A 26,452-nucleotide genomic window follows, 5' to 3' on the forward strand; every position below is an offset into this window, starting at 1 on the left:
TATTTTCCCTCCTAAGCCGAGTCAAAATGAAACAAAATCCATTATAACATACTCATAAGGTAGAGATGGAAGGGACACACTAAAGGGGAATTGAAGCAAGGAGGGACAATTATGGCAGAGCGTCAATCACTTGAATCGTATATTACACAAGCGGAACAAGCGGTGGAATATGCAAAAGAACAATTAGAACAAGGCATGAGACAAGAGCATTACAATACGATGGAGTATTCAGATGCACAGTTACAATTAGAACAAGCGTATAACGATTTACAAACGATGCAACAACATGCGAATGATGAGCAACGTGAGCAATTAAATAGAGCACGTATGGCAATTCGCCAATTGCAACATCAAATGATTATTACACCGCACTAATAAGGAGTGAATGTAATGGCGAAACGTTCAGATCAAAATAACCCAGAGCAAAAAACACAAAATGGACATAACGCTGAGTTTTCGAATGAACTTGATCCCATTGTTCAAGTAAAACAGCGTAATAGTAAAAAAGGACAACCTCAAAAATCAAAACAATCAGAGTAAACCAGGTCGAAATATGACCTGGTTTTATTTTGCTATATGACAATAGTGTAAGATTTCTGTAAGGTTTGCCGATAGTTGTAATTGTCCTTTTCCAGTAGAGTAAGGGAGGATTAAATTTTGGACAAGGAGCTGCTTTATGGGGAACAATATTACAAACAAACGAATTGATGAGTTAGATTACATTCGTGGCTTCGCATTACTGGGGATTATTTTAGTAAATATTTTAGCACTACTTAATATTAAAACTCCAGATCCTAATACAGTAGATGCTAGCTATCAAAGGTTTCTATACTTATTTGTAGAAGGTCGTTTCTTCTCGATTTTCTCATTCTTATTTGGAGTGGGATTCTATATCTTCATTACAAGAGCGATTGCGAAAGGGAAAAATGGATATGTTCTATTTTTCCGCCGCGTAGTTGCATTATTTATTTTTGGTTTGATTCATTACATGTTTCAGCCTGGAGAAGCGTTAACGTTATATGCAATTTGCGGATTAATCGTTTTACCGTTTTATAAAGCGAAAAAACAAGCGAACTTAGTAATTGGTCTTATTTTGACAATAGCCTTTAGTGTAATGGGTGTTAAAGAACTATTACCACTTGGTTTAATTTTATTAGGTCTTGCTGCAGGACAATATCGTGTATTTGAAAATCTTTCAAAAAACATAAAGCAAGTCGCTATTTTTACAGGCATTATGTTTGTTTTAAGTGTGGCAGCTGTATGGTATCAATATGGACACGTGCCTGCTGGCCCATTTGTAAATATGATATTGATGAATGAAGATGGAACAATGGATGCTGCAAGCCAGTTTCTAAAAATTGGTATTACTGTTGGACCAATTATTTCAGCTTTCTATGTAGGAGCATTAATTTTATTACTTCAGTTAAAACCAGTTCAAACATTATTAGCACCATTGAAATACTACGGTCGTATGGCTTTAACAAATTATATCGGACAAACGGCAATGATTTTAATTGCTGGTAGTGTATTTAACTTTGCAGGTAACTTAACATACATGCAGACGCTATATGTATGTATCGCAATTTATGCAATTCAAATTGTGTTTAGTGTAATTTGGATGAAAATCTTTAAAATGGGTCCATTAGAATGGGTTTGGCGTGTTATTACGTACTGGACGGTAACACCTTTAAAGAAATAAAGTGAAACTTTAATCAGTGGGCTGTTCCTTTCGCGGAACAGCCTATTTTTATTGTCATCTTTTGTCGATAAGTCGATATATTTTGGTAATCGCTGATAAAAGTGTAAGAATCGCCGATATATTTGAAAAATCGCTGATAAAAGTGTAAGAACCGCTGATATATTTTAACAATCGCCGATATAATTTCATTTACCGATTTACTATGTCGAAATGTGAACTAGTATGAAAAGCCAACCTTACACGCATCCATTTTCTATCTTACAAAAGTGTAAGGTAATTGTAATGTTAACAAATAGCAGTTCACTTCTAAAAAGCGCAAAATAGGTAATGGAAAAACAAGCGTAGGAGGATATATATGACGAAACCAGTTGTAGACGTGAAAAACGTTCAAAAAGTGTACGGTAAAAAAGGTGAGAACCAATCACACGCGTTAAAGGGTGTTTCATTCTCAATTCAAGAGGGTGAGTTTGTTGGAATTATGGGACCATCTGGTTCCGGTAAAACGACATTATTAAATGTAATTTCAACGTTAGATAAGGCAACAGGTGGCGTTGTTGAAATTGCGGGAACGGATATTACAAAAATGAAGCAAGGTGAGCTTTCAGATTTCCGTTCGCAAAAATTAGGATTTATCTTCCAAGATTTTAACTTATTAGAGAACTTATCTATTTATGAAAACATTGCACTTCCACTTTCTCTTCAAGGTGTCGCATCACGTAATATTGGACCGAAAGTAGAAAAAGTAGCGGATATGTTAGGGATTACAGAAATACTTCAAAAGTATCCATCTGAAGTATCTGGTGGACAGAAACAACGTTCAGCAGCAGCGCGTGCTTTAGTGCATGAGCCGGCAATTATTTTAGGGGACGAGCCAACAGGAGCGCTTGATTCTAAAAATGCAACGAGTTTACTTGATGCGATGACAAACTTAAATAAAGATCAAGGCGTATCGATTATGATGGTTACGCATGATCCATATAGTGCAAGTTACTGTCAGCGTATTTTATTCATTCAAGATGGCGAGCTATATAAAGAAATTCATCGCGGTGGTACGCGTGAAGAGTTCTACAAAGAAATTTTAGATGTACTTGCAGATTTAGGTACACAAAAGGCGTAAGAAAGGAGGTTCCAGTATGTTATTTAAACTTTCCATGTCGGGGCTGAAAAGTAAGCTGAAAGATTATATCGTCTTACTTGTCGGTCTTGTCATGTCGATTTCAATTTTTTACATGTTCCAAACGTTAGCACTGAATAAAGCATTTTTAGAATCTAATTCAGTGATTAAATCTATTGGATTCGTATTCCAAGCAGGATCATTTTTATTAGCAATTATAACGTTCTTCTACATTTTATATGCAAACTCTTTCTTATTATCTCTTCGTCAAAAAGAGTTCGGTATGTATATGATGTTAGGTGCGAAAAAACATAAAGTTACATTACTTATGTTTATTGAAACAATCGTATTAGGTGCTGCGTCTCTTGCAATCGGGATTGCAGTTGGAGTAGGACTTGCAGAAGGTATTGGACAGTTATTAATGAAACAGCTTGAATTTGCTGGTGAAGGGTATAAAGCATTTTATCTACCATCTATGACTGTTACTTGCATCTTCTTCTTTGCACTATTTGTATTATCAGCAATTATGAACAGTATTAAATTGTCACGTATTTCTGTATTGCAACTAGTACATGCAGATGCACAAACAGAGCGTGTTGCAGTAAAAGGTAAAAAGACAGTTGTAGTGGCATTCCTTGCTGTTATTTTATTAGGTATAGGTTATGCATCTATGATCTATATGGAAAAACTAAAAGAGATGGGAATCCTTATTGCATTAATTACAACGACAGCTGGTACTTACATGCTATTTGGCTCACTTCTTCCAGTCATTATTAAAAAGTTAAAAAGTAATAAAAAGCGTAGTGAAAAAGGACTTAATGCTTTTACATTTGCACAATTAAACTTCCGAATTAATAGTTTAACAAAAGTACTTGCAACAGTGGCAATGTTAGTTGCACTTGGAGCTGGTGCAATTTCAGGTGGTATGGCATTTAAAAATAACGTTATAAAAATGGTAGATGGTTTAGTAATATATGATTCAGTAGTTCATAATCCAACAGCTGAAGAAAAGAAAATTTTAGATGGTATTACATTTAAAGAGAAAAGCGAATATCGTTACAAAGTTGATGATAAATACGTTTACTATGTAAAAGAAGATTTAGAGAAAAATCGTCCTTTCGTAAAAGATATGGCAAAGATGAAGTCTATGAAGGATTTAGTAAATACGAAAAAAGTTTCAGAGGAACTACCGGTAGGTGCAGTTTCTAGAGAGATGAATCAAAAAGATGCGAATACTAAAGAACTTTCAGCGGAATGGACAGATGCTTTTAGTACAATCCATCCATATTATTTATACAATGATCATGCAATTAAAATTGTAGATCAAAAAATGTATGATGGGATAAATGGTAAAGAAGGTATAGCATTTATCGGAAAAACAGATGATTTTTTAACATATAAAAAAGAATGGAAAAAACTTGACGAGTTGCAGCTAGATAAATATAAAAATGTAAAAGCTGAACAAATGGATAGTAAATATCAAGCTTATAGTGGGTTCTATGGCATTGCGAGTGGAACAGTATTTATGGGATTCTTCCTTGGAATTGCGTTCTTAGCAATGATGGCAAGCTGTCTTATGTTTAAAATTCTTTCTGGTGCATCAAAAGATATTACGCGTTATCAAATGCTTCGTAAAATCGGTGTGCGCCGTGAGTTATTAACGAAATCGATTTATAAAGAGCTATTCTTAGTATTCTTATTCCCAGCAATTGTGGGTATCGCTCACGTATTAGTTGGTATGAATATTTTCGGATTTATTTTAATCGATCCGTACTTCCGTATTTGGATACCAATCGTAATTTTCGTAGTTATTTATGCGATTTATTACTTCATTACAGTTCAATTGTATAAAGGAATTGTTCTTCCGAAAGAAGATTAATAATAAAAACCGAGCAAAAACGCTCGGTTTTTATTATTTTCAGAAAAAACACTTTAATGTTACTGAAATGTATAATATAATGTAAGTAAGTAACGTAATATAAAAGTAGAAGTAGCTGTATAAGGAAAGGAGGAATCCAATCTGTAGAAAGAAGCTGAACTTTTATCCCCACATTTTTTTACCGCAACGTATTTATACAATCGTAAGTTTCCACATTGAAAGTTTTCAGAACCACCTGAGTATATTGTGAAAATAATGGATAACACATGGAAATCTCATAGCATGATAAGGTAAAATGGACAACATAATGAGAAAATTACCGTTCATAAGATGAGGAGAATACATGTATGGAAGTTGTAGAGGCATTAAAAGATATAAGCCAAATTGAGGCTATGAAAAAATATTTAAAAGAGCACTCCCAGCGAGATTATCTTTTATTTGTTATTGGAATTAACACAGGATTAAAAATTACAGAACTACTTAGCATGAAATTTGAAGATGTATTAAATGAAGACGGGACTGTTAAAGAGTTTTATGCTCTTCCTGTGAAAGATGAAAAATTTAAACAAGATATTTATTTAAATACAAAAGTAAAAGAAGCGCTTTTAGATTACGTACAATCTATTGGCGTTAAAAGAGAAAATTACGTATTCCAATCTAATAAAACGCCAAATTCAATTACGCGCCAACAAGCGTATCGTGTAATTCATAATGCTGCAGAAGCAGTTGGAGTTGTTGGTAAAATCGGAACGAATTCAATGCGAAAAACGTTCGGATTTCATGCGTACAAAAGAGGGATAGCGATTGCACTATTGCAAAAACATTTTCATCACGCGACTCCATCAGAGACACTAAAGTATTTAGGTATCTCAAAGGATGAGAGCTTTAAAACGGAGATTGATGTCGATTTATAAAAGCCGTAACTAAAAAATTAGGAGGCGGAAAATATGAATATTAGAGAGAGTGAACTGCCGGGTATTGGATGTAAGTTTGAAGTGATTACAAAAGGTAATGAAAAGATGGTTATCGTTATTCATGATGATGGCCGAAGAGAAATGTACCATTTTGATGCTGATCATGAAGAGAGTATTTCAAGCGTCTCTCTTCGTGATTCTGAAGCGAGACAAATTGCAGCTATATTGGGCGGAATGGTATATAGGCCACAAGCTTTAGATACGATTGAAATGGCTTTTGAGGGATTATCAATTGAGTGGTTTAAGGTGGAAAATAATGCACCAGTTGTACAAAAAACAATTGGTAGTTTACATGTTCGAAACACATATAACGTAACGATTATTGCCATTTTGAAAAAGAATATGAAGAAGTTCTTTAATCCAGGCCCAGATTCTATCATTGAAGCTGGCGATATGCTCGTATTATCAGGCGCGAGACATGAAGTGAAAAGAATTATTAATGAGTTGCTTTCAGTAGGAGGGGATTCATAATCGATGGATACTTTAATCTTTGAAGTTGGAACTGCGTTAGTATTAGTCGCTTTTGCAGCTATTCTCGCTGCAAAGTTAAAGTTCTCGATTATTCCGTTTCTTATTATACTCGGTATGCTAGTGGGGCCTCATGCCCCAGATTTAGGGCTTATCGATTTAAGATTTATTGAAAGTGGAGAAGTTATTTCCTTCCTCGGCCGTGTTGGCGTCATATTCCTCCTATTTTACTTAGGTTTAGAATTCTCAATTAAAAAATTAATTAAATCAGGAAAATCAATTGCTTTTGGGGGAACTGTTCATATATCGCTTAATTTTATATTAGGTTTACTTTACGGATATATAATGGGTTTCCCCTTATTAGAAACATTAATTATTGCTGGGATCATAACAATTTCATCGAGTGCAATTGTTGCGAAAGTAATTGTTGATTTAAGAAGATCTGGTAATAAAGAGACGGAGCTAATTTTAGGAATCATTATGTTTGATGATATTTTTTTAGCGGTATATTTATCAGTCGTTTCAGGATTAGTACTTGGAGGGGCAACATCATTTGTAGGTGCTCTTACATCTATTTTAATCGCAGTAGGTTATATGCTACTATTCTTTGTAGTTGCTAGAAAAGCTACACGGTTTTTAAATAAAATGTTAGATATTTCGTCCAATGAAATTTTTATTATTGTAATATTCGCTATTTTGTTCTTTGTAGCAGGATTTTCAGAAACGATTCATGTTGCAGAGGCAATTGGAGCATTATTACTAGGACTCGTTTTTTCTGAAACAGAGCATAGTGATCGAATTGAACAGCTTGTCGTTCCGTTTCGTGATTTCTTTGGAGCTATATTCTTTTTCAGCTTCGGTTTAAGTATAGACCCATTTTCACTTGGCGGAGCAGTGTGGTTGGCATTAGGAGCAGTTTTCATTACTCTTATCGGTAATTTTACTGCTGGAATGGTTGCGGGGCGTAAAGCTGGGTTATCGCATAAGGCTTCTACGAATATCGGTTTAACACTTGTATCACGCGGAGAATTTTCTATTATCGTCGCGAATATTGGAATTGCGGGTGGCTTAATGGCAGCGATTAAACCGTTCTCAGCTTTGTATGTTTTAATATTAGCATCGTTAGGACCTTTGTTAACGAAAGAATCTGGGAGAATATACTCGCTACTAGATAAGGTGTTTAAATGGAGTGCTAAAGAACGTGTGAAGCGAGAAAAGGAAGTTGGATAGTACAAATAAGGGTAGACTGCATGAAATTTTCATGCAGTCTACCCTTTTATATATTGTTACTGTTGTCGTTTTTTGTCGGTAAGTCGATATATTTTAATAATCGCTGATATATTTGTAGTTGCGCCGATATATTCTGATAATCGCTGATATAATCCAAGAAGCAACCAATATAAATTCATTTACCGACGAACTATTATCTGAATTTCATCAACTATTAATCAGTTGCCTTCCTATTTAAAAACGACTACAATTTTACTGTTATATATATGAACGAAAAAAATAGAATAGGAGGGGAAGCTATGCCAAGGAAAGTATGGCTATTAGTAGCTGGGATGATTATTAATGTCACGGGTGCTTCTTTTTTATGGCCTTTTAATACAATTTATTTACATGATCACTTGGGAAAATCTTTATCTGTGGCCGGAATGGTATTAATGATCAACTCGCTTACTGGTGTAATCGGAAACTTGCTCGGCGGTGTTTTATTTGATAAATGGGGCGGTTATAAATCAACTTTAGTAGGGATAGTGATTACACTTGTATCAATTTTAGGTCTTGTGTTCTTCCACGGTTGGCCGTTATATGTTGTATGGCTAGCGTTAATCGGCTTCGGTTCTGGAATGGTCTTCCCATCGATGTATGCGATGGTTGGTACGGTTTGGCCAGAAGGCGGAAGACGGGCATTTAATGCGATGTACGTTGGACAAAATGTTGGTATTGCGATTGGAACAGCATGTGGTGGATTAGTTGCATCGTATCGTTTTGATTATATTTTCTTAGCGAACTTTATTTTATACTTTGTTTTCTTCTTAATTGCTTTTATTGGATTTCGTGGTATGGAAGACAAGAAGGAGCCAGGAGTACAAAAAGAAGTGGAAATGAAAAAAGGTTGGTCACTTACACCTGGATTTAAAGCACTTCTTATCGTGTGTGTAGCATATGCTTTATGCTGGGTTACATACGTACAGTGGCAAGGAGCGATTGCAACACATATGCAAGAATTGAATATTAGCCTTCGTCACTATAGTTTATTATGGACGATAAACGGAGCAATGATTGTTTGTGCACAGCCACTTGTTAGTATGCTAATTCGCTGGATGAAGCGTTCTTTAAAACAGCAAATTATGATTGGAATCTTCATTTTTGCAGCTTCATTCATTGTGTTAAGTCAAGCGCAACAATTTACGATGTTCCTCGTTGCGATGGTAACATTAACAATAGGTGAGTTATTTGTATGGCCTGCGGTTCCAACGATTGCAAATATACTTGCACCAAAAGATAAATTAGGGTTTTATCAAGGGGTTGTAAATAGTGCGGCGACTGTAGGGAAAATGTTCGGGCCGGTCGTTGGCGGAGCAATTGTGGATTTATACAATATGGAAGTATTGTTTATAGCAATCATGGTAATGCTTGTAGTAGCGCTTATAGCAACGAGCATTTATGATAAACGAGTAAAAGTAGAAGAAACAGTTGAAGAAAAAATTGCAGTTTAGTTTGACGGAACATGTAACATGTTTTAGAATATATTTAAATAAAACAACCTTTAGAACAAGGGAGATAGCTCGGCTGTCTTAAGATGAATTCGTTAGTTATTAAGAGTAACGATTAACCGAGAAGTCCTCGCTTTAAGTAAGCTCTTAAGAGATACTAGGTGAAGGATAGTTCACGTAACTTATATGTGTAATAACAGTGAGAAGGAGTAGTAGTAATAGAAGCTGGTTTAGAGAGTTGACGGTCGGTGCAAGTCAATCCACGTTTCGTTATGAACTCGCCTTTGAGTTGCAGTTGTGAAACTAATAGTAGCAATTGCCGTTAATCCACGTTACGGATCTAAGCGAATGTATATTTGTACATTAATTTAGGGTGGTACCGCGGGAATCTATAACCTCTCGTCCCTTTTTAGGGATGAGAGGTTTTTTGTATTTTGGGCGGTGAAAATAAATAGAATTTCAAGGAGGGTATCTCATGAGCTTTAATCATCAAGAAATTGAGAAGAAGTGGCAAGGGTACTGGGAAGAGAATAAAACATTCCGTACGCCAGATGAGACAGAAAAACCAAAATTTTATGCACTAGATATGTTCCCATATCCATCAGGTGCAGGCTTACACGTAGGACATCCAGAAGGTTATACAGCGACAGATATTTTATCTCGTATGAAGCGTATGCAAGGATATAACGTTCTTCATCCAATGGGATGGGATGCATTTGGTCTTCCAGCAGAGCAATATGCACTTGATACTGGAAACAGCCCAGCTGAATTTACAGAGCATAATATTAATACGTTCCGTAACCAAATTAAATCATTAGGTTTCTCTTACGATTGGGACCGTGAAGTAAATACAACAGATCCAAACTACTATAAGTGGACGCAATGGATCTTCCTAAAACTATTTGAAAAAGGCTTAGCTTACGTTGATGAAGTACCTGTAAACTGGTGCCCAGCACTTGGTACAGTACTTGCAAACGAAGAAATCATTGACGGTAAGAGTGAGCGTGGTGGACATCCAGTTGAGCGTCGTCCGATGAGACAGTGGATGTTAAAAATTACAGCTTACGGAGATCGTCTATTAGAAGATCTAGATGAGCTTGATTGGCCTGAAAGCTTAAAAGATATGCAACGTAACTGGATCGGTCGTTCTGAAGGTGCAGAAGTACACTTCAACATCGATGGTACAGACGAGAAATTCACAGTTTTCACAACGCGCCCTGATACATTATTTGGTGCAACATACTGTGTACTAGCTCCAGAACATGCACTTGTTGCAGAAATTACAACAGCAGAACAAAAAGAAGCGGTAGAAGCTTACATTAACGCTGTAAAAATGAAGAGTGATCTAGAGCGTACAGAACTTGCGAAAGAAAAAACTGGTGTATTCACTGGTGCTTACGCAGTTAACCCAGTAAACGGTGAGAAATTACCAATCTGGATTGCTGACTATGTTCTTGCAACTTACGGAACAGGTGCTGTAATGGCAGTTCCAGCTCACGATGAGCGTGACTATGAATTCGCATCAGTATTTAATCTTCCAATGAAGGAAGTTGTAAAAGGCGGAGATATTACGAAAGAAGTGTACACAGGTGATGGTGCACACGTAAACTCAGCATTCCTTGATGGTTTAAATAAAGAAGAAGCAATCGCAAAAATGATTGAATGGCTTGAAGTAACGAGCGCAGGAAATCAAAAAGTAACGTACCGTCTACGTGACTGGTTATTCAGCCGTCAACGTTACTGGGGTGAGCCAATTCCAGTAATTCACTGGGAAGATGGTACAATGACAGCTGTGAAAGAAGAGGAATTACCATTAGTTCTTCCGAAAACAGAAAACATCCGTCCTTCAGGTACAGGTGAATCACCACTTGCTAACATTGACGAGTGGGTAAATGTTGTTGATCCTGAGACTGGTAAAAAAGGTCGTCGTGAAACAAATACAATGCCGCAATGGGCTGGTAGCTGTTGGTATTACCTACGTTACATCGATCCAAACAATAGCGAAGCACTTGTAGATCCTGAAAAAGTAAAACAATGGCTTCCAGTTGATATTTATATCGGTGGTGCAGAGCACGCTGTACTTCACTTACTATATGCTCGTTTCTGGCATAAAGTATTATACGATATCGGTGTAGTTCCAACGAAAGAACCGTTCCAACAATTATTCAACCAAGGTATGATTCTAGGTGAAAACAACGAGAAAATGAGTAAATCAAAAGGTAACGTTGTAAACCCTGATGATATCGTAGCAAGCCACGGTGCAGATACACTTCGTCTATACGAAATGTTCATGGGACCATTAGATGCTTCAATCGCTTGGTCTGAAAATGGTCTTGACGGAGCTCGTCGTTTCCTAGACCGCGTATGGCGTCTATTCGTTCAAGATAACGGTGAATTAAGTGAGAAAATTACTGACGCACCAAATAAAGAGCTTGAAAAAGCTTACCATCAAACAGTGAAGAAAGTAACAGAAGACTATGCAGAGCTTCGCTTCAACACAGCGATTTCTCAAATGATGGTATTCATCAACGATGCATACAAAGCTGAAACACTTCCAAGAGAATATGTAGAAGGTTTCGTAAAAATGATTGCACCAGTTGCACCTCATATCGGGGAAGAGCTATGGAGCAAACTTGGATACAATGAAACAATCACATATGCAAGCTGGCCAACATTTGATGAGTCTAAACTTGTAGAAGATGAAGTTGAAATCGTTGTTCAAGTTATGGGTAAAGTTCGCGCAAAACTAACAATGAGTAAAGACGCATCAAAAGAAGAAATGGAACAACTTGCACTTGAAGCAATTCAAGACCAAATTGAAGGGAAAACAGTTCGTAAAGTAATTGTTGTTCCTGGAAAACTTGTTAACGTTGTTGCAAACTAAATCATTTGAAAAAGCTCAGAGCGTTTATGTTCTGAGCTTTTTTGTATAGAAAATAATCTCAGGGTCACCTTCATCTAAGTTTTCAACTATTCCGCTACGTATAAAACCATTCGAGTTAAATACTTTCTGCATACTTTCATTCGATTCGTTCGTTGAAGAAAATATTTTTTGAGTAGGAGAATGACTTAACATATATGAGATTAACGAGCTTGCATAGCCTTGCCTTCTTTTAGTTGGTGAAACAATGATTAATGAGAGGAAAGTACAACCAAAGAAATTTGTATCGTATGTTAGAAAGCCAGAGATAGAATTTTCTTCTGTTACAATGATGCATCTGCCTTCACGGATAGTGTGCTTAATATAATTTCGTCTACTATCGTTTCCAATTACGTCAATATCTATATGGACGATTGAATCTAAATCATTGATAGAAGCCTTTGTTACATTCTTCAATATAAATACCTCCTAGAAAAAATATTCAGTTAATTAATTTTATCATGAATGAAGAAAAAGAAGCGGAATTCTAGTGCAGACAAACACCTATTCTTCTATAGGAAATATGATAAAAAAGGTAGGCTAAATTGAGTAGAAGAGGTGAAAGGAATGAAAGGGATGGACAATAATGCACCACATGGTTTCTTCGGGAGTGGATCGGATAGTTATGAACAAATGATGTTAATGGGAGGAGGACAACAAGGATACGGTGGAATTCCGAGCTTGATGGGCGGAACACCTGGAGGGTTTTCTACATCAGTAGCGGGTGTACAAACTGGAATTCCAACATTAACAGGAGGATTTCCATCATCGGTAGCCGGAGTGCAAACTGGAATCCCAACATTTGTTGGCGGAGCAGCGGGAGGAGTACCAGTAGGCGTACCAACTGCATTTCCATCTTTCGTTGGAGGAGTACAGACAGGATTTCCTGTACCGGGAGTAGGTGTTGTAGCAGGAGGAGTAGGTGGATATCCGCAAGTAGTTCACGGCTACCATGGTCATCATCACCACCATCAAGGTCAACATGGCCATCATGGACATCACCACCATCAAGGTCAACACGGCCATCATGGACATCACCACCATCAAGGTCAACACGGCCATCATGGTCATCACCACCATCAAGGTCAACACGGCCATCATGGTCATCACCATCATCAAGGTCAACATGGTCATCAGGGGCAACAAGTACATCACCACGGTCACCACCACATTCATCCGCAAGCTGTTCTTTATCAAACTCACCAAGGCCAACATGGTCACCATGGACATCACCACCAAGGCCAACATCATGGACACCAAGGTCACCACCATCACCAAGGTCATCAAGGCCAACACGGTCATCATGGGCACCAAGGCCAACATCATGGACACCAAGGTCAACAGCACCAACAGCACCAACAGCACCAACAGCACCAACAATATCAGCAATATCAACAACAACAACAATCCTCTCCTTGGACAGGTGGAATTGGAGCAGGAGGAGCAGGGGCAGCAGCAGGAGCAGCTAGTATTAGTGGAGCAGCAGGACACGCAGGGCACGTGGGTCATTAATGATTGGCAGAAAAAAAGCCATAATAAAAAACTGCTAGGAAATCCTAGCAGTTTTTTTCAGCTTCTTGACGCTGACGTTCAATTTCAGCACGAAGTTGTGGTTCCGGTGCTTGCCAGCCTTCTGGCTTTAGAATCTTACCGTCGCCTTCACGGAATCGAGGCTTCCCATCAGGGAATAGTTTTGCCATGTTGGCGTTGTTTACAATTTCGAATCCTTTATCTGGACGTACGCCCATTTCTGCAAACGTTCCGAATGCAAAGTAAATAAGGTCAATCAGTGCATCGTATTGATCTTCAACAGTCGTTGCCTCTAGAAATTCTTCTAGTTCTTCCTGCATAAAACTTGCACGGATTTTTGCACGCTCTTCTGTTAATTTTGTTGGAGTATTTGTCACAGGATGTCCGAATACTTCATGCATTTTCGCAACAAGTTCGTATCCTTTATCTAAACCTTTTTCGTTTGTCATGTTGTTTCATCCTTTCTTACGTTATGCCGAAGTTTATTGTAACATAAGGTGATTATGAAATGAAAAGAACATCTTATCGAAATAAGATGTTCGCTCGTTATTCTTCTTTTTTTATTAAAAGCGATGAAATAAGATCGATGCCAAAAATACCGACGAGTAACATTGGTATAACGACAAGTAAGTAACGTGTGAAGGAAACATTTTTTAAGTATGTATGAGCAAATAAAAAGACGCCGAGAAATAAAATACCATTTAAAATAGGCTTTACTAATTTTTTAGACATAAGCTCCCCCATAAATATCTTCTCTCTCTATTTGATAATAAAAAACTCCTCTCTCCGTTGTATCATGCTGGAGAGAGGAGTTCAATCATTTCTCATTCAATAACACCAGAATTTGTAATATTTACGGTGTATTTTATATGAACCGGAACATCTTTATACATTTGTCTCCATTCTTCTAATTTGAATGGGCGATAATGTTGTTTATACTTTGCACCTAGCCCGAGAGGATCGACGCCTAAAGATTTAAATTGCTTAATTAACTTAGCAGCTTGTTTATCTAATTGTTTTTGTACATCTTTTTCAATGTTTTTTGTGTTCTTGTTATTTTCTAAGTTAATTTGTTTTGATAGTTCTTGAATACGTGCATCAAGACGAACGTGAATGAAAAAAGAAGGCTTTCCGTTTTTAATTTTTATATCGTAAGTTGGAACAGAACGAATATTATTAATCATTACGTACGCAGAATCTGTTTTAAATTCATGTGAATCTAATTTATGTTTCTCTAATAGTCCTTTAAATATGAACATATCTTTTTCCGCAATTTTACCGATATATTTATCCTTTTTAAAAAGGCCAATTCCGGTAATTTTTATTTTATCACCATGCTTCTTTAGAATGGGAATATAGTAGTCTTTTCCTTCTTGATAATAGCGAAATGCTCCTATATGTAGATTATCCGCTGGTAAAGGTCCGGTCTCCATGTTATGTTCTAGCAATTTTTTTATATAAATTGCAACGTTGTATGAAGTCGAATATTTGCCTTTTAAAAGTTCAGTACCATTCCCATCTAATAAAGCAGCATATAAAGCGTTCCCTATATTCACATCTCGGAGTAATGTATCGAATGAAGTAGACATTCCTGTTTTGGCAAGTCTTATCGTATATAGAGCGACACGCATTTGTCCACTAGCAAAAGGTTGAGAAGACTCTAAAGATGTGTCTGCTTTTACTTGTTTTACCGCATTTGCACTGCCTTCAAAAACTTGAACTTTATTTCCTTTTTTTTGAATGGGACAAACGAATGTCACTTTTACTTTATTATCTTTTGCAACGTCAAATACGGATCCTTGAATAAGTTGTACATCGTCGATAATATTTTTTTGTAAACATCCAATTAGACTGAAGAATGTTATACAAGAAATAAGTATTAATTTGCTTGTGCTTTTGATTTTTTCCATTTTCTTTTCACCCACACAATAATAAATAGGATTGGGATGTATACATAAATGAGCCAAAAACTAACCTTTGATACATTACTAATAAAGTTATTAATATCGTGTCTGTTTGTTAAAAGTTGCGAAACAATGAGAGTGATAAAGATAAAAGCAATTAAAACACCCCTTTGTTTTACACGGAATATTTCATGAGTTGCTCTCATTGACGCCCATAAAGGGAGGATAAAACTTGAAATAATAACGAGTGCATAGCCTGAAATTGCAATATATTCGAGTCTTTCTATAAATGGTAATTGAATAACTTGGGTCATAGAAAGTTGGGCCCATATCGTTTTTAACAATTGTTTTTCACTAAAAAATGCAAAGGCTAAAAGGGTGCTAAATAAATATAGAAGATTTGAAAATAGTGCTCCAAACTGAGCGTATTTATGAGATTGCATAGGCTTTTTCACAAATGGATACACCATGAGGTAAATCTCAAAACCGGTCATACTGTAGATTGACAGTTGAGCGGATTTTAAAATGTCTGAAAAAGAATGTGTGAATATAGGTAGTAAATTATCCCAATGTGAATATTTCAAAACGAATAAGCTTAGAAATAAATATCCTAATGTACCACCAACAGAGATGACGCAAATACCGGTAATTACACGAAATCCAGAAGAGATAATGTAATAGCTAACTAAGCATAAAAAGAGTGTTAACATAAAGGTAGAAGCGGTAGGAAACATCCATACTTGAATAATTTCAACATATGTTCGGATGACTGAAATACTAACGATTAAAAAATAAGCCATAAAGATGATGCTAATGCCATTTCCTAGCCATTTTCCAAATGTTTGCCGATGTAAATCAACTAAATTCCCATTTGTTTCTTTTAATAAGACATACATCATCCATATAAGAATGTGGATTAAAATTCCTGTGATTATAACTCCCATCCATCCGTCGTATCCAGCGGCCTTTGCGATGATTCGAGCGAAGCCGAGAACGCCAGCACCGAACTGTGCACCGTGAATTAAGAAGAAAACAAAGATAGGAGATATTTGATATTTTTCTTGAACTTTACTCATCGAATGCACCTCATTTCTTAATCATCAAAGTCTGATCTATGCTTTGTTGAAATTCCTTTCGCTGCTTTTTTTACATGTTGTGGCCTTGCTTGTACATCTCTTGTATCAATCATTGTTAAAGGAAAACGAATCCAAGAATCTTTAACAGATTGTTGTCTTGTTGGATAAAATAAAGCGTACGGCTTGCGTAAAGAAGTGAGTCTAAATAGATGGGTAAATAAAAAGATAAATCCAAGTGAAATCCCGAAAAGTCCTCCTATTTCTGCAAATATGAGAAACGGGAAACGTAGTAATCGAACCGCATTACCCATTTTATAAATAGGTGTAATAAAGGAAGCGAGTGCTGATAGTGCAACGATAATTAATAAAATGTTACTCGTTAAACCTGCTTGTACAGATGCTTGTCCGATTACGATACCCCCTACGATACCGAGCGTTTGACCAACTTTCATCGGTAACCTCGCGCCAGCTTCTCTCAGTAAGTCGATCGCAAGTTCTAAAAAGAGTGCTTCAATTAAAGGTGGGAATGGTACTTGTGCTCTTGATAAAATTAAGGTTTCAAGTAAATCACTTGGAATAAGTTCATAATGATAATTTAAAACTGCAACGTATAACGGTGTAGCGCAAATTGAAAATAGAACGGCAATTAATCTTAAAATCCTTGAAAATGTAGCGTACATCCAGGAGACGTTATAGTCTTCTGGTGAAATGAAAAAATCAAAATAGGATACGGGTGTTAGTAAAACACTTGGAGAACCATCAACAAAAATAGCGATTTTTCCATCAATTAGTGCTTTTGTAACTCTATCAGTACGTTCTGTATTGATATAGAGAGGGAAAATCGATTTTTCACCCATTAATTCTTGTAAATAAGCACTATCATTAATTTGATCATATTCAAGAGCGCGTAATGACTCTTCTAGAAAATCTACATTATCTTTTTCAGCAAGGTTGTCTAAATACATCATGACAACTTTTGTTTTGGAAAACTCGCCGATAATCATTTCTTTTGTTTGTAAATCTAAAACAGGAAGACGTTTTCGAACTAAATTAATGTTTGTATCAATATCCTCTACGAAACCTTCTTGCGGACCAATAACAGTTGATTCGTTTAAAGGAGGGGTTGGTGCACGATAATTATCAATTGCAATGTTTGCAAGCATACATTTTTGATCTTGCTGATTCAATTGAATAATCGCATGCCCCTTTAAAACCATATCCTCAATTTTTTGTAAGTCGTTCGTAATTGTAATGCCGCTCATCGGGATATGTTCCTTAAGCTCTTCTAGTGATGCGTTAGGTCGTTCTAAAAGAGTGGGCATTAAATACTTTTGTAATTTTTCTCCATCAAGTGAAGGGCGATAGTAAGAAATCCAATAAGGCATCGTTTCATCGTCGGATGTATGATAATTTACAAAATCACTAGACTTTTTCAGCTTCTCTATTAAATTTTGTAAAGAATGAATACGATCTTTTTCTGGTTTTGTAAAGTCATAAATACTATTACCTCCAGAGCTTTGTTGCTTACTTTGAGAAGGTTCATCTTGCTTAGCGTTTTGCTGTTTATCTTGAAACGAATCACCTTGTTTAGCACTTTGTTGTTTATCTTGAGACGAATCATCTTGTTTAGCACTTTGTTGCCTATCTTGAGAGGAATCATCCTGTTTAGCGCTTTGTTGCTTATCTTGAGACGAATCATCTTGTTTAGCACTTTGTTGCCTATCTTGAGAGGAATCATCCTGTTTAGCGCTTTGTTGCTTATCCTGAAACGAATCACCTTGTTTAGCACTTTGTTGCCTATCTTGAGAGGAATCATCCTGTTTAGCGTTTTGTTGCTTATCCTGAGAAGGGTCATTTTGTTTAGCACTTTGCTGCTTATCTTGAGAGGAATCATCCTGTTTAGCGTTTTGTTGCTTATCCTGAGAAGGGTCATCTTGTTTAGCACTTTGCTGCTTATCCTGAGACGAATCCTCTTGTTTAGTGTTTTGTTGCTTATCCTGAGACGAATCACCTTGTTTAGCGTTTTGTTGCTTATCCTGAGAGGAATCCTCTTGTTTAGCACTTTGTTGCTTATTCTGAGAAGAATCTTTTTGCTCGTTATTTTTACCTTTATTATGTTTCATACTTCTAGTCTGTTCTTTGTTATCATCCTCTTGATTGTTAGAATGCTGCTCCTGATTATCTGTTTCGTTTGCTTCTGGTTTATTTGATTTTTTTTTCTTACGTAACCAATTCCAAATCATATGTACGCCCTCTTTAATCTTGTAATATAGTGCTATTTTGTGGCTAATTTTGTATATTATTCATTTATTTATGAAAAGAAGAAGGAGATTAGTTTGCATAGAAAAAAAACTTTAGTAAGCAGTTCATACTATAACGGGGAGAGGGAGAGTCTGTGCAAATTGTAAAAAAGGAGAAGTTTGTTTTAAAAGGGTTTACGTTTGAAAATGGCAGAGAAATTCCTGTTCAAATGGGATACGAGACATATGGCACTTTAAATAGAGAAAGGTCAAATGTGATTTTGGTTTGTCATTATTTTAGTGCAACAAGTCATGCGGCAGGAAAATATACAGTGCATGATGAGGAGTCTGGTTGGTGGGATGGGCTAATTGGACCTGGAAAAGCAATTGATACAAATAAGTATTTTGTTATATGTACGGATAATCTTTGTAATGTGCAGGTGAGGAATCCATATGTAATTACAACAGGACCGAAATCAATTAATCCAGAAACTGGAGAAGAATATGCTATGGATTTTCCGATTTTTACATTTCTTGATGTAGCTTGTGTGCAATATGAGTTAATAAAAGGTATGGGAATTTCAAGGTTACACGCTGTAATCGGACCGTCGGCGGGGGGGATGATTGCACAACAATGGGCGGTTCACTATCCACATATGGTAGAGCGGATGATTGGCGTTATTACGAACCCACAAAATCCAATTATTACGTCAGTAAACGTAGCGCAAAATGCGATTGAAGCAATTCAACTGGATCCAAGTTGGAAAGAGGGGAAATATGGAGAACAGCAGCCGATAAAGGGGCTTCATTTAGCAAATAGAATGATGTTTATGAACGCGTTTGATGAGCATTTTTATGAAATGGCATTTCCTCGTAATAGTATAGAGATAGAACCTTATGAAAAGTTTGCTACACTAACATCATTTGAAAAAGAAATAAATAAAGCGACATATAGAAGTATGGAGTTAGTAGATGCAAATTCATGGATATATACTGCGAAGGCAGTTTTATTGCATGATATTGCACATGGGTTTTCTTCACTAGAAGAATCTCTTTCTAACATAGAAGCGAATGTACTTATGATTCCGTGTAAACAAGATTTGCTTCAGCCGTCTCGTTATAATTATAAAATGGTTGATATTTTGCAAAAACAAGGAAAATATGCGGAAGTATATGAGATAGAAAGTATAAATGGGCATATGGCAGGAGCATTGGATATTCATTTATTCGAAAAGAAAGTTTATGAATTTTTGAATCGGAAAGTATCTAGTTTTGTGTAGAAGGAAAATGATGGGGAAAAGGTGCAGTGTTTGAAGTAGGCACCTTTTTTCACATGATTTGTAGACGGAAAATATATGTAGCAATTGCTATACCGAAAAACGCTATGCTAAGCAATAGAAATAAGAATGACATTTCTTGTGGCGATTTTATCTTTTTATTATTTTTCATACTAAGTACAATAATTGCAGCGAGTAAGAACACAATGCCTATAATGAAAAGAAAAAGCGTCATTTTAATCGACTCCTTTCATAAAACAAGTATATTGAGGATACAATGTGCTAGTTATGTTTGTAAAGAATAAGTTTTACGAGAAAATTGAGAAATAGCTTTTCGATTCTTTGCGTTCTTTCTTTTGCATGCTAAAATTGGTAGAGAATGTTTGTGAAAAAGAAACTAAAGGTTTTATTGTATATAAGGAGGAACTACATATGACAGAAGTTAAAACAATTACTACAGAAGAGGTGCAAGAGCGTTTAGAAAATGGAGAAACGTTATTTTTAGTAGATGTAAGAGAAGATGAAGAAGTAGCGGCAGGAAAGATTCCAGAAGCTGTACATATTAAAATGGGCGATATCCCACATAAAGTAGATTTCTTTAATAAAGAGAATGAATATATCTTTATTTGTCGTTCAGGAATGCGCAGTGAAAATGTATGTCATTATTTAAATGAACAAGGGTTTAAAACAGTGAACATGGTTGGCGGTATGCTTCAATATGAAGGTGAAACGAAATAGTTAATTGAAAAAAACTTGAAACGAGTCTGTTTCAAGTTTTTTTCTTTTGCATACAGTATAAAAAAGGAGGAGGGGTAAATGGGGATTAATTTGCGTAAAGTAAAAATTATTAATAATACAGGAGCTGTTAATGTCGGTGACTGTTATGATCTCTCACCTTTAGCTGTAGCAAAAGTATATGCAGGTGCTGGAGGATCAAGTGCGGCTATTTTTTTAAATGGAAAAAGGCAGCCAGAAGCGGTCATTAGAACATCAGTATTTCTTCCGCCTTTGGCAACGAGTACACGTACGTTAGGTTCATAGAGGAAAGGTAGAGTGTAATTATGCCTGCTCATATAAAAGAGTTTGTTATTGTGAATAACACTGGAAATATATTTACCGGTGATAATTTGAGTGACACTTCATTTACTGCTTCGAAATCATATAGTGGTTCAATGGGGTGTACTTGGATTGATGTTGTTACAGTAATAGGGACGGAGACGAAGCTTTGTTTACAGCCGGGAGATTCGGTGACGACGACGTATACAAGGGGCACTCCTGCTGGTACTGTAACAGGAGCAAATATGGGGCAAAATGTAAATACATCGAGTATAGCGCAAGCTGTCCCTAATACAGATAATATGGATTCAATTGCAGGACTCCCTTAAGAAATTAAGGGAGTTTTTATTATTTAAAATAAAAATAGTCTTGGAAATTATTTTTGTAAATAGATTAAGAAGAGGCTTATTTATTATGAAAAAGATGGTTTGTAGGTGGTGAAAGTGTGAAGAATCGTGATAATAATCGGAAGCAAAATTCGTTAAGCTCTAATTTTAGAATTCCACCCGAACTTATTGGGCCTACTTTCCCCCCTGTTCCAACTGGGTTTACAGGTATAGGGATTACTGGTCCAACCGGTCCACAAGGCCCAACAGGACCTCAAGGACCAAGAGGATTACAAGGTCCGATGGGGGAGATGGGCCCGACAGGACCTCAAGGTGTGCAAGGGATACAAGGATCAGTTGGGCCAATAGGTGCAACTGGACCAGAAGGACAGCAGGGCCCACAAGGATTGAGAGGACCACAAGGAGAAACTGGAGCGACAGGACCTCAAGGGGTGCAAGGGTTACAAGGTCCGATTGGTCCAACGGGAGCGACTGGGGCACAAGGTATACAAGGGATACAGGGATTACAGGGGCCAATTGGAGCGACGGGACCTGAGGGACCTCAAGGAATACAAGGCGTCCAAGGGTTACCGGGTGTAACTGGTCCACAAGGAATACAAGGAGCACAAGGGATACAAGGAACACAAGGACCGAGTGGAAATACAGGTGCAACCGGAGCAACTGGTCAGGGGATAACAGGCCCGACTGGAATAACAGGTCCAACTGGGATAACTGGACCATCTGGAGGACCTCCTGGTCCGACGGGGCCGACTGGTGCGACAGGTCCGGGCGGTGGACCGAGTGGAAGTACAGGTGCGACTGGAGCAACTGGGAATACTGGAGCTACAGGAAGTACAGGGGTAACAGGAGCAACGGGAAGTACAGGTCCGACTGGAAGCACGGGAGCACAGGGCTTGCAAGGAATCCAAGGGATTCAAGGGCCAATTGGGCCAACAGGTCCAGAAGGTCCGCAGGGTATTCAAGGTATTCCTGGTCCGACGGGAGTAACTGGTGAACAAGGAATACAAGGAGTTCAAGGTATTCAAGGGGCAACGGGAGCAACAGGAGATCAAGGTCCACAAGGTATACAGGGGGCTATAGGGCCTCAAGGGGCAACAGGGGCAACAGGAGATCAAGGTCCACAAGGAATACAAGGAGTACCAGGGCCATCAGGAGCAACAGGGCCACAGGGAGTTCAAGGGATACAAGGTCCGATGGGTGATATAGGACCAACAGGTCCAGAAGGCCCAGAGGGACTTCAGGGGCCGCAAGGAATTCAAGGTGTGCCAGGTCCAGTTGGAGCGACGGGTCCAGAGGGTCCTCAGGGGATACAAGGTATTCAAGGACCGGTAGGAGCAACAGGTCCACAAGGTCCACAAGGAATACAGGGAATACAAGGTGTGCAAGGGATAACGGGAACAACTGGAGTACAAGGAGCAACTGGAATTCAAGGGATACAAGGGGAAATAGGAGCAACGGGTCCAGAGGGTCCCCAAGGAGTGCAAGGTGCTCAAGGGGAGATTGGTCCAACAGGTCCGATGGGTCCCCAAGGTGTGCAAGGAGTACAAGGAATTCAAGGAGCGACGGGCGCACAAGGAGTGCAAGGTCCACAGGGAATTCAAGGAATCCAAGGTCCGACGGGGGCAACAGGAGATACGGGAGCAACTGGGGCGACAGGGGAAGGCACTACAGGTCCAACAGGAGTAACCGGTCCAACAGGGGTAACAGGACCATCTGGAGGACCAGCAGGACCGACCGGCCCAACGGGGCCATCAGGTCCGGCGGGAGTAACAGGTCCATCTGGTGGACCACCTGGCCCGACAGGAGTAACCGGGGCGACAGGAGTAACAGGAGATACTGGGGCGACAGGCTCAACTGGAGTGACAGGAGCGACAGGAGAAACGGGAGCAACCGGAGTGACGGGTTTGCAAGGTCCGCAAGGAATCCAAGGTGTGCAGGGAGAGATAGGTCCGACGGGTCCCCAAGGTGTTCAAGGTCCCCAAGGAATTCAAGGAGTAACGGGGGCCACTGGAGATCAAGGTCCGCAAGGGATTCAAGGCCCACAAGGCGACATAGGTCCAACCGGCCCACAAGGAATTCAAGGCCCACAAGGTTCTCAAGGAATCCAAGGAGCGACAGGGGGAACAGGAGCACAAGGTCCACAGGGAATCCAAGGTCCGCAAGGTGACATAGGTCCGACTGGGCCACAAGGTCCAACTGGAATCCAAGGGATACAAGGAGAAATAGGTCCAACAGGTCCAGAAGGCCCAGAAGGACTTCAGGGCCCGCAAGGAATACAAGGTGTTCAAGGGCCAGTTGGAGCAACGGGTCCAGAGGGTCCTCAGGGGATACAAGGCATTCAAGGACCGGTAGGAGCAACAGGCCCACAAGGTCCACAAGGAATACAGGGAATCCAAGGTGTGCAAGGGATAACGGGAGCAACTGGAGCACAAGGAGCAACTGGAATTCAAGGGATACAAGGGGAAATAGGAGCAACCGGTCCAGAGGGCCCCCAAGGAGTGCAAGGTATACAAGGGGTGATTGGTCCAACCGGTCCGATGGGGACACAGGGAGTGCAAGGAATTCAAGGGATTCAAGGAGCAACAGGTGCACAAGGAGTGCAAGGCCCACAAGGAATTCAAGGGATACAAGGTCCGACGGGAGCAACAGGAGATACGGGGGCAACCGGAGCGACGGGAGAAGGAACTACCGGTCCAACAGGAGTAACCGGTCCAACAGGGGTGACTGGTCCGTCAGGAGGACCAGCAGGACCGACCGGCCCAACGGGGCCATCAGGTCCGACAGGAGTGACAGGTCCATCAGGTGGACCACCTGGCCCGACAGGAGCAACAGGTGCGACAGGAGTAACAGGAGATACCGGGGCGACAGGCTCAACTGGAGTGACAGGAGCGACAGGAGCAACGGGAGCAACCGGAGTGACGGGTTTACAGGGCCCGCAAGGAATCCAAGGTGTTCAAGGAGAGATAGGTCCAACCGGTCCACAGGGTATTCAAGGTCCTCAAGGAATCCAAGGAGTAACGGGGGCAACCGGAGCACAAGGTCCCCAAGGAATTCAAGGCCCACAAGGCGACATAGGTCCAACCGGCCCGCAAGGAATTCAAGGTCCACAAGGTCCTCAAGGAATCCAAGGAGCGACAGGAGCAACAGGAGCACAAGGCCCACAGGGAATCCAAGGTCCACAAGGTGACATAGGTCCGACCGGCCCACAAGGCCCGCAAGGAATTCAAGGCCCGCAAGGAATTCAAGGTCCAACGGGAGCTACAGGAGCAACCGGAGCGACAGGTCCACAAGGGATTCAAGGTCCACAAGGAATTCAAGGCCCGCAAGGAATTCAAGGTCCAACGGGAGCTACAGGAGCAACCGGAGCGACAGGTCCCCAAGGAATTCAAGGCCCACAAGGAATTCAAGGCCCGCAAGGAATTCAAGGTCCAACGGGAGCTACAGGAGCAACCGGAGCGACAGGTCTCCAAGGAATTCAAGGCCCACAAGGAATTCAAGGCCCGCAAGGAATCCAAGGTCCAACGGGGGCTACAGGAGCAACCGGTTCACAAGGCCCAACTGGAGATACAGGTCCAACCGGAGCTGGAGCCACTGGAGCGACCGGGGCGACTGGAGTTAGTACAACTGCAACATATGCATTTGCGAATAATACATCAGGAACCGCTATTTCTGTTTTATTAGGTGGCACGAATGTACCATTACCGAACAATCAAAATATTGGTCCAGGAATTACTGTTAGTGGAGGAAATACTGTATTTACAGTTGCGAATGCAGGGAATTATTATATAGCTTATACAATTAATCTAACGGCAGGATTACTTGTAAGTTCTCGTATAACTGTAAATGGCAGTCCGCTTGCGGGAACGATAAATGCTCCGACAGTTGCTACTGGTTCATTTAGTGCAACAATAATTGCTAACTTGCCTGCTGGAGCTGCTGTTAGCTTACAGTTATTTGGAGTAGTTGCAATAGCTACATTATCTACAGCAACGCCAGGGGCTACCCTGACTATTATTAGATTAAGTTAATAAGCAGAGAACCTTGAAGCTTTTATGTTTCAAGGTTTTTTTATCTTTGTATTTGTAAGTAAACCTCGTTAACCAGGGGGAGTGAATCCCCTCTAATTATTTAAAGTTTCACTTTATTCACTTGAGCAAAAACATCGCAGTTCGAAAATATATTATAATAGAATGAAAAGAAAGAAATTTGGCAGAAAGGGAGGGTGGCGATGCAGGAGATGGTTAAAGATTTTTTTGGACGCCCACTTCAAGATTTACGTATATCTGTCATTGATCGTTGCAATTTTAGATGTACATATTGTATGCCAGCGGAAATATTTGGGCCAGAATATGCTTTTTTGAAAGACGAGTTTTTACTAACTTTTGATGAAATTGAGCGTTTGGCAAAATTATTTGTTAGCATCGGTGTACGGAAAATTAGACTTACTGGCGGTGAGCCACTGCTTCGTAAAGATTTAACAAAACTTATTGCACGTCTTGTGAAAATTGATGGGCTAATAGATATAGGGTTAACGACAAATGCTATTCATTTAACGAAACAAGCGAAGGCATTAAAAGAAGCTGGATTACATAGAGTGAATGTTAGTTTAGATGCGATAGATGATGACATATTTAAGAATATTAATGGTCGAAATATTAATACGAAACCGGTAATTAAGGGAATTATAGCAGCTAAAGAGGCGGGCTTGGAAGTAAAGGTAAATATGGTTGTGAAAAAAGGGATGAACGATCATCAAGTACTACCGATGGCTGCGTATTTTAAAGAGCAAGGAATCACGCTTCGGTTTATTGAGTTTATGGATGTTGGTAGTACAAATGGGTGGAATTTTGATCAAGTCGTTACAAAACGAGAATTGATTGAGATGATTCATAAGGTGTATCCGCTTGAGCCAGCTGAAGCGCATTACTTTGGTGAAGTTGCGAAGCGATATCGGTACGTTGGAACAAATGTTGAAGTTGGTTTTATTACATCTGTTTCTGAGTCATTTTGTGTCTCTTGTACGAGGGCGAGAATTTCGGCAGATGGAAAGTTTTATACGTGCTTATTTGCGACAGAGGGTTTGGATGTAAGAGAACTTCTTAGAGGAAATCTTTCGGATGAGGAGTTATTAAGTGTTATACAAGATGTATGGATGAATAGAAAAGATAGGTATTCGGATGAACGAACAGAAGAAAGTGCAAAAAATCGTCCGAAAATCGAAATGTCTTATATAGGAGGATAAGAAAGG

The 26,452-nt window shown here is 39.0% G+C and carries 24 protein-coding genes and 1 other annotated feature; of the genes, 17 read left to right on the plus strand and 7 right to left on the minus strand.

Going from position 1 to position 26,452, the window contains the following annotated elements; translation table 11 throughout:
• Positions 1 to 111 precede the first annotated feature (111 nt).
• The 10 genes from ACQGSG_RS03665 to leuS all read left to right on the plus strand — a co-directional run bounded on the left by ACQGSG_RS03665 (position 112) and on the right by leuS (position 11,738).
• Positions 112 to 375: a YtzC family protein gene (locus ACQGSG_RS03665; protein ID WP_000840871.1), complete on the plus strand. Its 264-nt coding sequence runs from the start codon at positions 112 to 114 to the stop codon at positions 373 to 375.
• Positions 376 to 390: 15 nt separating this feature from the next.
• The gene (locus ACQGSG_RS03670) at positions 391 to 540 is read left to right on the plus strand and encodes a hypothetical protein (protein ID WP_001129340.1); all 150 of its coding nucleotides are present in this window, start codon (positions 391 to 393) and stop codon (positions 538 to 540) included.
• Between the two features lie 136 nt (positions 541 to 676).
• Entirely contained in the window at positions 677 to 1,699 is a 1,023-nt protein-coding gene (locus tag ACQGSG_RS03675) for a DUF418 domain-containing protein (protein ID WP_000527734.1), read from the plus strand.
• Positions 1,700 to 2,054: 355 nt separating this feature from the next.
• Positions 2,055 to 2,816 (plus strand): ABC transporter ATP-binding protein, encoded by a 762-nt coding sequence (locus ACQGSG_RS03680; RefSeq protein WP_000165837.1) that lies wholly within the window; start codon positions 2,055 to 2,057, stop codon positions 2,814 to 2,816.
• 16 nt (positions 2,817 to 2,832) lie between these two features.
• Positions 2,833 to 4,692, plus strand: a complete 1,860-nt coding sequence (locus tag ACQGSG_RS03685) for an FtsX-like permease family protein (protein ID WP_000897799.1) — start codon at positions 2,833 to 2,835, stop codon at positions 4,690 to 4,692.
• Positions 4,693 to 5,039: 347 nt separating this feature from the next.
• Positions 5,040 to 5,606, plus strand: a complete 567-nt coding sequence (locus ACQGSG_RS03690; protein WP_000454205.1) for a tyrosine-type recombinase/integrase — start codon at positions 5,040 to 5,042, stop codon at positions 5,604 to 5,606.
• Positions 5,607 to 5,639: 33 nt separating this feature from the next.
• Entirely contained in the window at positions 5,640 to 6,137 is a 498-nt protein-coding gene (locus tag ACQGSG_RS03695) for a cation:proton antiporter regulatory subunit (RefSeq protein ID WP_016110821.1), read from the plus strand.
• 3 nt (positions 6,138 to 6,140) lie between these two features.
• Positions 6,141 to 7,364: a cation:proton antiporter gene (locus ACQGSG_RS03700; protein ID WP_000380174.1), complete on the plus strand. Its 1,224-nt coding sequence runs from the start codon at positions 6,141 to 6,143 to the stop codon at positions 7,362 to 7,364.
• A 299-nt stretch (positions 7,365 to 7,663) separates the two neighbouring features.
• Entirely contained in the window at positions 7,664 to 8,857 is a 1,194-nt protein-coding gene (locus ACQGSG_RS03705) for an MDR family MFS transporter (protein ID WP_001137554.1), read from the plus strand.
• A 187-nt stretch (positions 8,858 to 9,044) separates the two neighbouring features.
• Positions 9,045 to 9,264: a binding site (T-box leader), on the plus strand.
• Positions 9,265 to 9,329: 65 nt separating this feature from the next.
• Complete coding sequence (gene leuS / locus ACQGSG_RS03710) at positions 9,330 to 11,738, plus strand: leucine--tRNA ligase (RefSeq protein WP_000009466.1); 2,409 nt, start codon at positions 9,330 to 9,332, stop codon at positions 11,736 to 11,738.
• Positions 11,739 to 11,762: 24 nt separating this feature from the next.
• Here leuS and ACQGSG_RS03715 read toward each other — a convergent pair whose 3' ends face one another.
• The gene (locus tag ACQGSG_RS03715) at positions 11,763 to 12,191 is read right to left on the minus strand and encodes a GNAT family N-acetyltransferase (RefSeq protein WP_000800325.1); all 429 of its coding nucleotides are present in this window, start codon (positions 12,189 to 12,191) and stop codon (positions 11,763 to 11,765) included.
• A 150-nt stretch (positions 12,192 to 12,341) separates the two neighbouring features.
• On the opposite strand from ACQGSG_RS03715, the gene ACQGSG_RS03720 reads away from it, so the two are divergent.
• On the plus strand, positions 12,342 to 13,286 hold the full coding sequence (locus tag ACQGSG_RS03720) for a hypothetical protein (protein WP_426947018.1): 945 nt from the start codon (positions 12,342 to 12,344) through the stop codon (positions 13,284 to 13,286).
• Between the two features lie 44 nt (positions 13,287 to 13,330).
• On the opposite strand, the gene ACQGSG_RS03725 is transcribed toward ACQGSG_RS03720, so the two are convergent.
• The 5 genes from ACQGSG_RS03725 to ACQGSG_RS03745 all read right to left on the minus strand — a co-directional run bounded on the left by ACQGSG_RS03725 (position 13,331) and on the right by ACQGSG_RS03745 (position 18,527).
• A complete protein-coding gene (locus tag ACQGSG_RS03725; protein ID WP_000180554.1) occupies positions 13,331 to 13,753 on the minus strand; it encodes a hypothetical protein in 423 nt (140 codons plus the stop codon).
• Positions 13,754 to 13,850: 97 nt separating this feature from the next.
• Positions 13,851 to 14,036 carry a hypothetical protein gene (locus tag ACQGSG_RS03730; RefSeq protein ID WP_000038781.1) on the minus strand — a complete coding sequence of 62 codons (186 nt, stop codon included), beginning with the start codon at positions 14,034 to 14,036 and terminating at the stop codon, positions 13,851 to 13,853.
• 92 nt (positions 14,037 to 14,128) lie between these two features.
• Positions 14,129 to 15,214, minus strand: a complete 1,086-nt coding sequence (gene gerHC / locus ACQGSG_RS03735; protein WP_000411387.1) for a spore germination protein GerHC — start codon at positions 15,212 to 15,214, stop codon at positions 14,129 to 14,131.
• Positions 15,184 to 16,284 (minus strand): spore germination protein, encoded by a 1,101-nt coding sequence (locus tag ACQGSG_RS03740; protein ID WP_000049056.1) that lies wholly within the window; start codon positions 16,282 to 16,284, stop codon positions 15,184 to 15,186. The genes gerHC and ACQGSG_RS03740 overlap by 31 nt, the downstream gene beginning before the upstream one ends.
• 17 nt (positions 16,285 to 16,301) lie before the next feature.
• Entirely contained in the window at positions 16,302 to 18,527 is a 2,226-nt protein-coding gene (locus ACQGSG_RS03745; RefSeq protein WP_097862832.1) for a spore germination protein, read from the minus strand.
• Between the two features lie 152 nt (positions 18,528 to 18,679).
• Here ACQGSG_RS03745 and ACQGSG_RS03750 point away from each other — a divergent pair, with 152 nt between their 5' ends.
• Positions 18,680 to 19,804 carry an alpha/beta fold hydrolase gene (locus ACQGSG_RS03750; RefSeq protein ID WP_001167634.1) on the plus strand — a complete coding sequence of 375 codons (1,125 nt, stop codon included), beginning with the start codon at positions 18,680 to 18,682 and terminating at the stop codon, positions 19,802 to 19,804.
• Positions 19,805 to 19,853: 49 nt separating this feature from the next.
• On the opposite strand, the gene ACQGSG_RS03755 is transcribed toward ACQGSG_RS03750, so the two are convergent.
• Positions 19,854 to 20,036 carry a hypothetical protein gene (locus tag ACQGSG_RS03755; RefSeq protein WP_000171881.1) on the minus strand — a complete coding sequence of 61 codons (183 nt, stop codon included), beginning with the start codon at positions 20,034 to 20,036 and terminating at the stop codon, positions 19,854 to 19,856.
• Between the two features lie 197 nt (positions 20,037 to 20,233).
• On the opposite strand from ACQGSG_RS03755, the gene ACQGSG_RS03760 reads away from it, so the two are divergent.
• The 5 genes from ACQGSG_RS03760 (at position 20,234) to moaA (ending at position 26,446) form a co-directional block, all read left to right on the plus strand.
• Positions 20,234 to 20,539: a rhodanese-like domain-containing protein gene (locus tag ACQGSG_RS03760; protein WP_000141207.1), complete on the plus strand. Its 306-nt coding sequence runs from the start codon at positions 20,234 to 20,236 to the stop codon at positions 20,537 to 20,539.
• A 78-nt stretch (positions 20,540 to 20,617) separates the two neighbouring features.
• Positions 20,618 to 20,842 carry a spore germination protein gene (locus ACQGSG_RS03765; protein WP_000512465.1) on the plus strand — a complete coding sequence of 75 codons (225 nt, stop codon included), beginning with the start codon at positions 20,618 to 20,620 and terminating at the stop codon, positions 20,840 to 20,842.
• A gap of 20 nt (positions 20,843 to 20,862) precedes the next feature.
• Positions 20,863 to 21,186 carry a hypothetical protein gene (locus ACQGSG_RS03770; protein WP_001110848.1) on the plus strand — a complete coding sequence of 108 codons (324 nt, stop codon included), beginning with the start codon at positions 20,863 to 20,865 and terminating at the stop codon, positions 21,184 to 21,186.
• A 116-nt stretch (positions 21,187 to 21,302) separates the two neighbouring features.
• Positions 21,303 to 25,232 (plus strand): BclA-related collagen-like exosporium protein, encoded by a 3,930-nt coding sequence (locus tag ACQGSG_RS03775; RefSeq protein WP_098005619.1) that lies wholly within the window; start codon positions 21,303 to 21,305, stop codon positions 25,230 to 25,232.
• Positions 25,233 to 25,432: 200 nt separating this feature from the next.
• A complete protein-coding gene (moaA, locus tag ACQGSG_RS03780) occupies positions 25,433 to 26,446 on the plus strand; it encodes a GTP 3',8-cyclase MoaA (protein ID WP_001157117.1) in 1,014 nt (337 codons plus the stop codon).
• Positions 26,447 to 26,452 lie beyond the last annotated feature (6 nt).

This window comes from Bacillus sp. GMa5/1, assembly GCF_050172015.1.
Classification (GTDB): domain Bacteria; phylum Bacillota; class Bacilli; order Bacillales; family Bacillaceae_G; genus Bacillus_A; species Bacillus_A cereus.

Coding starts and splice junctions, on each gene's coding strand:
- ACQGSG_RS03720 (WP_426947018.1), top strand. CDS start 12,342: ATGAAAGGGATGGACAATAATGCACCACATGGTTTCTTCGGGAGTGGA.
- ACQGSG_RS03705 (WP_001137554.1), top strand. CDS start 7,664: ATGCCAAGGAAAGTATGGCTATTAGTAGCTGGGATGATTATTAATGTC.
- ACQGSG_RS03690 (WP_000454205.1), top strand. CDS start 5,040: ATGGAAGTTGTAGAGGCATTAAAAGATATAAGCCAAATTGAGGCTATG.
- ACQGSG_RS03760 (WP_000141207.1), top strand. CDS start 20,234: ATGACAGAAGTTAAAACAATTACTACAGAAGAGGTGCAAGAGCGTTTA.
- ACQGSG_RS03765 (WP_000512465.1), top strand. CDS start 20,618: ATGGGGATTAATTTGCGTAAAGTAAAAATTATTAATAATACAGGAGCT.
- ACQGSG_RS03695 (WP_016110821.1), top strand. CDS start 5,640: ATGAATATTAGAGAGAGTGAACTGCCGGGTATTGGATGTAAGTTTGAA.
- ACQGSG_RS03685 (WP_000897799.1), top strand. CDS start 2,833: ATGTTATTTAAACTTTCCATGTCGGGGCTGAAAAGTAAGCTGAAAGAT.
- ACQGSG_RS03700 (WP_000380174.1), top strand. CDS start 6,141: ATGGATACTTTAATCTTTGAAGTTGGAACTGCGTTAGTATTAGTCGCT.
- gerHC (WP_000411387.1), bottom strand. CDS start 15,214: ATGGAAAAAATCAAAAGCACAAGCAAATTAATACTTATTTCTTGTATA.
- ACQGSG_RS03755 (WP_000171881.1), bottom strand. CDS start 20,036: ATGACGCTTTTTCTTTTCATTATAGGCATTGTGTTCTTACTCGCTGCA.
- ACQGSG_RS03730 (WP_000038781.1), bottom strand. CDS start 14,036: ATGTCTAAAAAATTAGTAAAGCCTATTTTAAATGGTATTTTATTTCTC.
- leuS (WP_000009466.1), top strand. CDS start 9,330: ATGAGCTTTAATCATCAAGAAATTGAGAAGAAGTGGCAAGGGTACTGG.
- ACQGSG_RS03680 (WP_000165837.1), top strand. CDS start 2,055: ATGACGAAACCAGTTGTAGACGTGAAAAACGTTCAAAAAGTGTACGGT.
- moaA (WP_001157117.1), top strand. CDS start 25,433: ATGCAGGAGATGGTTAAAGATTTTTTTGGACGCCCACTTCAAGATTTA.
- ACQGSG_RS03675 (WP_000527734.1), top strand. CDS start 677: ATGGGGAACAATATTACAAACAAACGAATTGATGAGTTAGATTACATT.
- ACQGSG_RS03770 (WP_001110848.1), top strand. CDS start 20,863: ATGCCTGCTCATATAAAAGAGTTTGTTATTGTGAATAACACTGGAAAT.
- ACQGSG_RS03670 (WP_001129340.1), top strand. CDS start 391: ATGGCGAAACGTTCAGATCAAAATAACCCAGAGCAAAAAACACAAAAT.
- ACQGSG_RS03725 (WP_000180554.1), bottom strand. CDS start 13,753: ATGACAAACGAAAAAGGTTTAGATAAAGGATACGAACTTGTTGCGAAA.
- ACQGSG_RS03665 (WP_000840871.1), top strand. CDS start 112: ATGGCAGAGCGTCAATCACTTGAATCGTATATTACACAAGCGGAACAA.
- ACQGSG_RS03745 (WP_097862832.1), bottom strand. CDS start 18,527: ATGATTTGGAATTGGTTACGTAAGAAAAAAAAATCAAATAAACCAGAA.
- ACQGSG_RS03740 (WP_000049056.1), bottom strand. CDS start 16,284: ATGAGTAAAGTTCAAGAAAAATATCAAATATCTCCTATCTTTGTTTTC.